The sequence below is a fragment of the Fuchsiella alkaliacetigena genome (genome assembly GCF_023227765.1).
GTDB lineage: Bacteria > Bacillota > Halanaerobiia > Halobacteroidales > Acetohalobiaceae > Fuchsiella > Fuchsiella alkaliacetigena.
In genome coordinates this window covers 1-6,915 of the sequence record NZ_JALKBZ010000081.1, presented here as the reverse complement: position 1 = coordinate 6,915, position 6,915 = coordinate 1, and the positions used below count along the sequence as shown (strand labels likewise).

Genomic DNA, 6,915 nt, shown 5'->3' with positions numbered 1-6,915 from the left:
AGATTCTTTATCTTCTCTTTTAAAGAAGGTGATATACAAATAATATTTAGTTTTTGGTTACTTGCCGAATTGAGGATAAAATAAGGATTGTATGCATAGTTTATACTAATTATATAGATAAAAGCTGTGAATGGGAGAGTAAATCAGGGCCTCTTTTTAGAGAGGAGCCTCCTGAGGCTGGAAGGGGCTTTAAAGAGCCTTGATTGAAATGCACCTGTGAGCTGCAGACTCGAATTTTTAGTAGAGGATGACGTTTGGTAAGCGTTACTTTACCTTGAAGATGATGGAGCTTTAGGCTTGATTAACTAGAGTGGAACCGCGAATAACCTTTCGCCTCTGGAATTTAATTTCAGAGGTGGAAGGTTTAATTTTATTTATTAGGAGCGATTTATAATGTTAAATACTATTAAAGAAGATATTAAGGTGATTTTTGAGCGGGATCCGGCGGCCAAAGGTTTATTGGAAGTGTTGTTGACTTATGCTGGTTTACATTCTATCATTGCTCATAGAATTGCTCATGCTTTGTATAAAAGAGGTTTTGTTTTATTACCTCGTTTGATTTCTCAAATAAGTAGATTCTTTACTGGAATTGAAATTCATCCTGGAGCCAAAATCGGTCAAGGCTTTTTTATTGATCACGGAATGGGGGTAGTGATTGGAGAAACAACCGAGATTGGGGATAATGTGACCTTATATCAAGGAGTTACTTTGGGAGGGACTGGCAAAGAAACAGGAAAACGTCATCCAACTTTAGGTGATAACGTAATGGTTAGTGCAGGAGCTAAAATTTTAGGCTCTATGGAGATCGGAGATAATGCTAAAATAGGAGCTGGAGCCGTTGTTTTGGATCCGGTACCTGAAAATAGTACAGTAGTGGGAGTTCCAGGTAAAGTGATAGTTCGGAACGGCGAACGAGTGAAAGGTGAAATTGATTTAGAGCATGGAGATCTTCCTGATCCGGTGGCTGATATGCTAAGGTCGATGAATGAAAGACTGGAAAGATTAGAGGAAGCAAATAATAATTAAGGAGGATTAGTTGATGTCTTTGAAAATATATAATACCTTAACGAGAAAGAAAGAAGAGTTTCAACCTATAGATGAAGAACAGGTAAAGATCTATACCTGTGGGCCTACAGTTTATGACTACTTTCATATTGGTAATGCTAGAGCTTTTGTAATACCGGATATTTTAAAAAGATATTTGGAGTATAAAGGCTATCAGGTTTTTCATATAGTTAATTTTACAGATATTGATGATAAGATGATTAACAGAGCTGAAGAAGAAGGGGTTAATATTGAGGAATTAGCAGAAAGATTTATTGAGGCTTACTTTGAAGATACTAAGCGTTTGAATATCAAAAAAGCCGATGCTTATCCTAAGGCTACAGAGCATATTTATGATATTATAGAATTAATTGAAATTTTAGAGGAAGAAGAGTATGCTTATGAAGTTGATGGTGATGTCTTTTTTGCAGTCAAACAGTTTGAAGATTACGGTAAGCTTTCTAATCAAAGCTTAGAAGAGTTAGCTTCTGGTTCAAGAGTAGATATTAATGAAAAGAAAAGAAATCCTTTGGACTTTGTACTTTGGAAAAACAGTAAAGCAGGTGAACCAAGCTGGGATAGTCCCTGGGGAGCTGGTCGACCTGGTTGGCATACTGAATGTTCAGTAATGTCTATGTTTTATTTAGGTCGAAAGTTTGATTTCCATACTGGAGGAGTGGACTTAGTTTTTCCGCATCATGAGAATGAAATAGCTCAGAGTGAAGCTGTAACTGAAAGTCAAGTAGTTAATTATTGGTTGCATAATGGATATATTAATATTGACGGTGAAAAAATGTCTAAGTCTCTGGGTAATTTTTTTACTACTAGAGAAATTTTTGCTGAATATGATCCCCAAGTGGTGCGCTTCTTTTTGATCTCTAAACATTATCGAAGTCCGATTAACTTCAGCGATGCTGAATTGGCTGTAGCTCAAAAGGGACTGGAGAGACTTAAAAATACTGTACAACGTTTGGATAACTTGATAGCAGGAGATCAACAAGAATTAAAGCCGGGCTCTTCAGTAGAGTATGAAGAGTTAACAGAACTTATCGAGACTAAGAAGAAAAAGTTTGTAGCGGCAATGGATGATGATCTAAATACTGCTTTAGCTATTGGTAGTTTGCATGAATTAGCTAAAGAGCTTAATACTTTAATTAATACCTCAGATTTGCAACTTGCTCAAGGTTTAATTAGCACTTTAGAAAAAGCTGCTGATTTTTTTGCTGAAGCCGGAGAGGTTTTAGGTTTAGAGTTTAGTGGTGAAGAGATTAAGGATGATAATTTAGTAGCTCCTTTAATAGAATTATTATTAAAAATTAGGAGTGAAGCTAGAGAAGAACAGAACTGGGATTTAGCGGATCAGATTCGAGATGAGTTAGCAGAACTGGGAGTAAAAATCGAAGATACGGCTCAGGGTGTAGAATGGAAGCTAGAATAGGAGGAAGTAGATGTTTAACAATTTAATTAGTAGACCAGATAGTCCTCATTTGTTATCACCGGCAGTGATGGCTTATATAGGAGATAGCGTTTATGAGCTCTTTATTAGGTCTTATTTAATAGAACAGGGTTTTAAAACAGGTAATCAACTGCATCAAGAGGCTATTAAATATGTAAATGCTGAAGCTCAAGCCGAGCTTTTGAATAAACTGGATGACTTTTTAAATGAAGAAGAACAGATAATCGTGCGCCGAGGTCGTAACTCTACTTCAGGACAGGTGCCTGCTAATACTGAAGTGTTGGACTATAGGTATAGTACGGCCTTTGAAGCTTTATTAGGTTATCTGTATTTAGCAGGAAAAAAGGAACGAATGCTAGAAATACTAACTAGAATCAAAAAATCAATATCAGAGACAGAGGAGTTGGAGAAGGATGAAAGAAGCTAGTTTACAGGTTGAAGTAATAAATTATACTCCTGAGCCGGAAAAGACAGCCGCAGCTGCGGCTAGACTGTGTTATTCTCCAGTAGGAGCAGCTAAGTTAAAAGAGGAGTTAGATGAGACTGAAGCTGAGGAGCTACTAAATGTTATTTTGGAAAATGGACATTATTCTACGCTTGAACATATAAGCTTTACTTTTGCTATTGAGGGAATTTCTAGGGTAACTAGTCATCAATTGGTTAGACATAGAATTGCTAGTTATTCGCAGCAAAGCCAGCGTTATGTTCGCCAAAGAGAAGAGCCTGTATTTATAATACCTAAGCGGATATATGAACTACCTGAAGATGATGAATATAAAAAGTCTTTTCTTAATCAGATTCAGAACTGTTATGCTGAATACGATAAGCAAGTAGATTATTTAATAAATGAACATAACTATACCGAAAAAGAAGCTATTGAAGATGCTCGCTACATACTGCCTAATGCCGCTGAAACTAAGATAGTGGTGACTATGAATGCTAGAAGTTTGCTACATTTCTTTGAAGTAAGGTGTTGTCAGCGGGCCCAGTGGGAGATTAGGGCTATGGCTAAAGAGATGTTGAAGCAAGTTAAGAATTTAGCTCCAGTTATTTTTAAGGAGGCGGGCCCTACTTGTGTTGTAGAAGGAGAATGTAAGGAATCAACTATGAGCTGTGGACGTTTAGATAAAGGAGCAGATAAAGAAAATGAAAAAAATTGAAGGTAGAAATCCAGTTTTAGAGGCGCTGAAAGCAGGGCGAAAATTAAAAGAAATTCTAGTTTATCGTCAAGCTGAGGGTTTAGGAGAAGTAATTAACTTAGCTAAGCAACAAAAAATAAATATTAAAGAGGTTTCTAAGAAAAAATTAGATGAGTTAGCCGATTCCTATGCACACCAAGGAATAATTGCTTTTGGAGAAGTTATTAGTTATCTATCCTTGGATGAATTAATTGCTCAAGCTTATGAAGAGACTGAGGCTCCGTTATTTATTTTGTTAGATGAGATTCAAGACCCCTATAACTTAGGTTCGATCCTACGTTCTGCTAATGCTGTAGGAGCTCAAGGAGTTATTATTCCTAAAAGAAGAAGCGCAGGTCTAAGTTCTGCTGTGGCTAAAGCTTCTGCTGGGGCAGTAGAGTATATTCCTCTTGCTCAAGTTACTAACTTAGTTAGGAGTATTAAACAGTTAAAAGAGGAAGGATTTTGGATTGCTGGAGCAGATGTTGAAGGTGAGCAGGTCTGTTATCAGGCTGATTTGACTGGTGCTTTGGGTATTGTAATTGGTAGTGAAGATAGTGGGTTGCGGCGTTTGGTTAAGGAAAACTGTGATTTCTTAGTGCATTTACCTATGGAGGGTGAAATTGCTTCTTTAAATGCATCGGTAGCTGCAGCTTTAATGATGTACGAAGCCTTAAGACAGCAAAAATATCGAGATTAGCTTTAAGGAGTTAAAAGATGAAAAGAATAGCTTTAGCTTTGGTGATTATTTTAACTACGCTATTATTGGCAGGGATAGGAGTTACTATCGGGGCCCAATTTTTTTTCAATGAGCATCAGGATGTTTTTTTTTCAGGAGTAATGATTGAAGGTTATAACTTAGGAGGTTTAAAGCAAGAAGAAGTTTTAGAACTTTTGGATGAAATTACCGAAAGAGTTTTGAAGGAAGATATTATCTTAGAAGCTGAAAAGCAAAAATGGAAACTATCTCCGGAAGAAATTGAACTGGATTATAAAAAACAGGAAGCTGTTGATGCGGCTTTTGCAATTGGAAGAGAAGGTAACATTTGGAAAAGAGGTCTGCAAATTTGGAAGGTTGCTGAACAAGGTTTGAATTTTAAGTTAAAAATAGAATATAATGAAGAAAAGTTAAAAAATAAGCTCCGTGAAATTAATGATCAAGTTAATATTGAGGCTCAAGATGCCTATTTAGATTTGGAGACACAAGAAATAGTTTCTTCTCGCAGCGGTCAAAAGTTAGATGTGGAAGATTCAAAACAAAAAATTGTAAATAGATTAGCAAGACTAGAAACTTTACCTATTAGATTAATAGTTATAGATCAAAAACCTAGAGTTAAAGCTGAAGAAATTGAAGAGCTGGGTTTAACTGAGGTGCTTAGTACTTATACAACTGAATTTGATTCTAGCAAGGAAAATCGGGTTCAAAACATTAGTTTGGCTAGTGATAAAATAAATGGTGTTTTTTTAGAAGCAGGGGAGACTTTTTCTTTTAATGAAATTGTAGGGCCTAGAACTCGCCAAAGAGGCTATCAAGAGGCTATCGAAATAGTGAATCGAGAGTTTGTAACAGGAATTGGAGGAGGAATCTGTCAAGTTACTTCTACTCTGTATAATTCAGTTTTATTAGCTAACTTGGAAGTTATTAGCAGAACTAATCATTCTCGGCCTGTTGGCTATGTAGATTTAGGAAGGGGAGCGACGGTATATTATGGTTTATTGGACTTTAAATTTAAAAATACTTCTTCGCAACCGATTATGATTCTGACTAAAATGACAGCTGATGAATTGACGGTTAAGTTAATGGGACGAGCCGATAATGAGCAAGAGATTAAAATAACTACGACCGAAGCAGAAGTGTTGCCTTATCAGCAGGTAGAGAAAATAAATTCTAATTTAAGTCCTGGGCAAGAAAATGTAAAAAGAGAAGGTAGAACTGGTTATCGAGTTAAAGTCAAGAGGAAAATACTAGTGAACAAGGAGGTGGTAAAAGAAGAATTAGTCTCTGAAGATACCTATCAGCCAATAGATAAAGTAGTAGAAGTGCCGGTTAACTGACTTCCGGAAAAAGTTGTAACCTGTTGAGTGCTTGACTTTCTAGAATGACTTAAGTTATAATAGGTTATGACTTGAGGTGGCTTTTATATTTATCTATTAAGAGACTAGGGGGGATTTGGGGTGGAGGCACATTTTAAAGAGGGCTATGATAAGAAGTATGCTGATTACGATAATATGACAGATGATGAGGTTATTAAATGTGCCCAGCAGGGAAGTCAGTTAGCTATAGAGTATCTGTTAATCAAATATAAGAACTTTGTTCGTAATAAAGCTCGTTCCTATTTTTTAATTGGTGCTGGTAAGGATGATATTATCCAAGAAGGAATGATTGGCTTATATAAAGCAATTTGTGACTATAGAATTGATAGACTAGCTTCTTTTCGTTCTTTTGCTGAGCTATGTATTACCAGGCAGATAATTACCGCTATTAAGACAGCTACTCGACAAAAACATCAGCCATTAAATTCCTATGTTTCTTTAGATAAACCTATTTTTGATCAAGAATCTAATAGGACTTTACTGGACATCTTAAAAGGTAATAAGTTAACTAATCCTGAAGAGCTGTTTATTAGTCAAGAAGCTTATTATCTTTTAGAAGAGAATATTAAAGAGATGTTAAGTGATTTAGAGTTAAATGTTTTATTGGAGTATTTACAAGGGAAGACCTATCAGGAAATAGCAGAAGTTTTAGATCGACATGTTAAATCAGTAGATAATGCATTACAGAGAGTTAAGAAAAAGCTCGAAGAGCTATTAGCAGAAAGTGATATTTGAAGTAATTTCAATTAAAACCAAGAATGGATAATATAAATTAGCTTATTGAGGTATATTAAGTGTTAAGCGTAGTAAAATGACTTAAGCTTGTCTTGACCTCTGAGTATAAAAGACATATAATATCTATTGTGTTATCTTTATATGAAGTTTGGGACAAGCTGTGTTAGCCCATGTAGCTCAGTCGGTAGAGCACATCCATGGTAAGGATGAGGCCACCGGTTCAAATCCGGTCATGGGCTCCATTTATAATTAATAAAATTAAGGTGATTAAGATAGTACGGCTATAACTTTAAAGTATAGATTCCAGAAAATACATAAATTAAGCTCTAAGAAGGAGGATGAATAGAATGGCAAAGGAAAAGTTTGAGAGGACTAAACCTCACGTTAATATTGGAACTATAGGTCACG

The 6,915-nt window shown here is 35.8% G+C and carries 7 protein-coding genes, 1 tRNA gene and 1 other annotated feature; all 8 genes read left to right on the top strand.

Annotated features, from left to right (window positions below; all coding sequences use genetic code 11):
• The first annotated feature begins 117 nt into the window (after positions 1-117).
• Positions 118-341: a binding site (T-box leader), on the top strand.
• Positions 342-393: 52 nt separating this feature from the next.
• The 8 genes from cysE to MWH30_RS13110 all read left to right on the top strand — a co-directional run bounded on the left by cysE (position 394) and on the right by MWH30_RS13110 (position 6,749).
• Positions 394-1,026 carry a serine O-acetyltransferase gene (cysE, locus tag MWH30_RS13145; protein WP_248664551.1) on the top strand — a complete coding sequence of 211 codons (633 nt, stop codon included), beginning with the start codon at positions 394-396 and terminating at the stop codon, positions 1,024-1,026.
• Positions 1,027-1,045: 19 nt separating this feature from the next.
• A complete protein-coding gene (gene cysS, locus MWH30_RS13140; protein WP_372494188.1) occupies positions 1,046-2,482 on the top strand; it encodes a cysteine--tRNA ligase in 1,437 nt (478 codons plus the stop codon).
• A gap of 10 nt (positions 2,483-2,492) precedes the next feature.
• On the top strand, positions 2,493-2,927 hold the full coding sequence (locus MWH30_RS13135) for a Mini-ribonuclease 3 (protein WP_248664549.1): 435 nt from the start codon (positions 2,493-2,495) through the stop codon (positions 2,925-2,927).
• The gene (gene thyX / locus MWH30_RS13130) at positions 2,914-3,660 is read left to right on the top strand and encodes an FAD-dependent thymidylate synthase (protein WP_248664548.1); all 747 of its coding nucleotides are present in this window, start codon (positions 2,914-2,916) and stop codon (positions 3,658-3,660) included. Before MWH30_RS13135 ends, thyX begins: the two co-directional genes overlap by 14 nt.
• The gene (gene rlmB, locus MWH30_RS13125) at positions 3,647-4,378 is read left to right on the top strand and encodes a 23S rRNA (guanosine(2251)-2'-O)-methyltransferase RlmB (protein WP_248664547.1); all 732 of its coding nucleotides are present in this window, start codon (positions 3,647-3,649) and stop codon (positions 4,376-4,378) included. Before thyX ends, rlmB begins: the two co-directional genes overlap by 14 nt.
• Before the next feature lie 17 nt (positions 4,379-4,395).
• Positions 4,396-5,733 (top strand): VanW family protein, encoded by a 1,338-nt coding sequence (locus tag MWH30_RS13120; protein ID WP_248664546.1) that lies wholly within the window; start codon positions 4,396-4,398, stop codon positions 5,731-5,733.
• Between the two features lie 120 nt (positions 5,734-5,853).
• On the top strand, positions 5,854-6,507 hold the full coding sequence (gene sigH, locus MWH30_RS13115) for an RNA polymerase sporulation sigma factor SigH (RefSeq protein ID WP_308221622.1): 654 nt from the start codon (positions 5,854-5,856) through the stop codon (positions 6,505-6,507).
• A 166-nt stretch (positions 6,508-6,673) separates the two neighbouring features.
• Positions 6,674-6,749: transfer RNA gene (locus MWH30_RS13110), tRNA-Thr, on the top strand.
• Positions 6,750-6,915: the final 166 nt, after the last annotated feature.

Excerpts from the sequence above, each read along its gene's own strand:
- MWH30_RS13135 (WP_248664549.1), top strand. The coding sequence starts at position 2,493 with ATGTTTAACAATTTAATTAGTAGACCAGATAGTCCTCATTTGTTATCA.
- rlmB (WP_248664547.1), top strand. The coding sequence starts at position 3,647 with ATGAAAAAAATTGAAGGTAGAAATCCAGTTTTAGAGGCGCTGAAAGCA.
- cysE (WP_248664551.1), top strand. The coding sequence starts at position 394 with ATGTTAAATACTATTAAAGAAGATATTAAGGTGATTTTTGAGCGGGAT.
- MWH30_RS13120 (WP_248664546.1), top strand. The coding sequence starts at position 4,396 with ATGAAAAGAATAGCTTTAGCTTTGGTGATTATTTTAACTACGCTATTA.
- thyX (WP_248664548.1), top strand. The coding sequence starts at position 2,914 with ATGAAAGAAGCTAGTTTACAGGTTGAAGTAATAAATTATACTCCTGAG.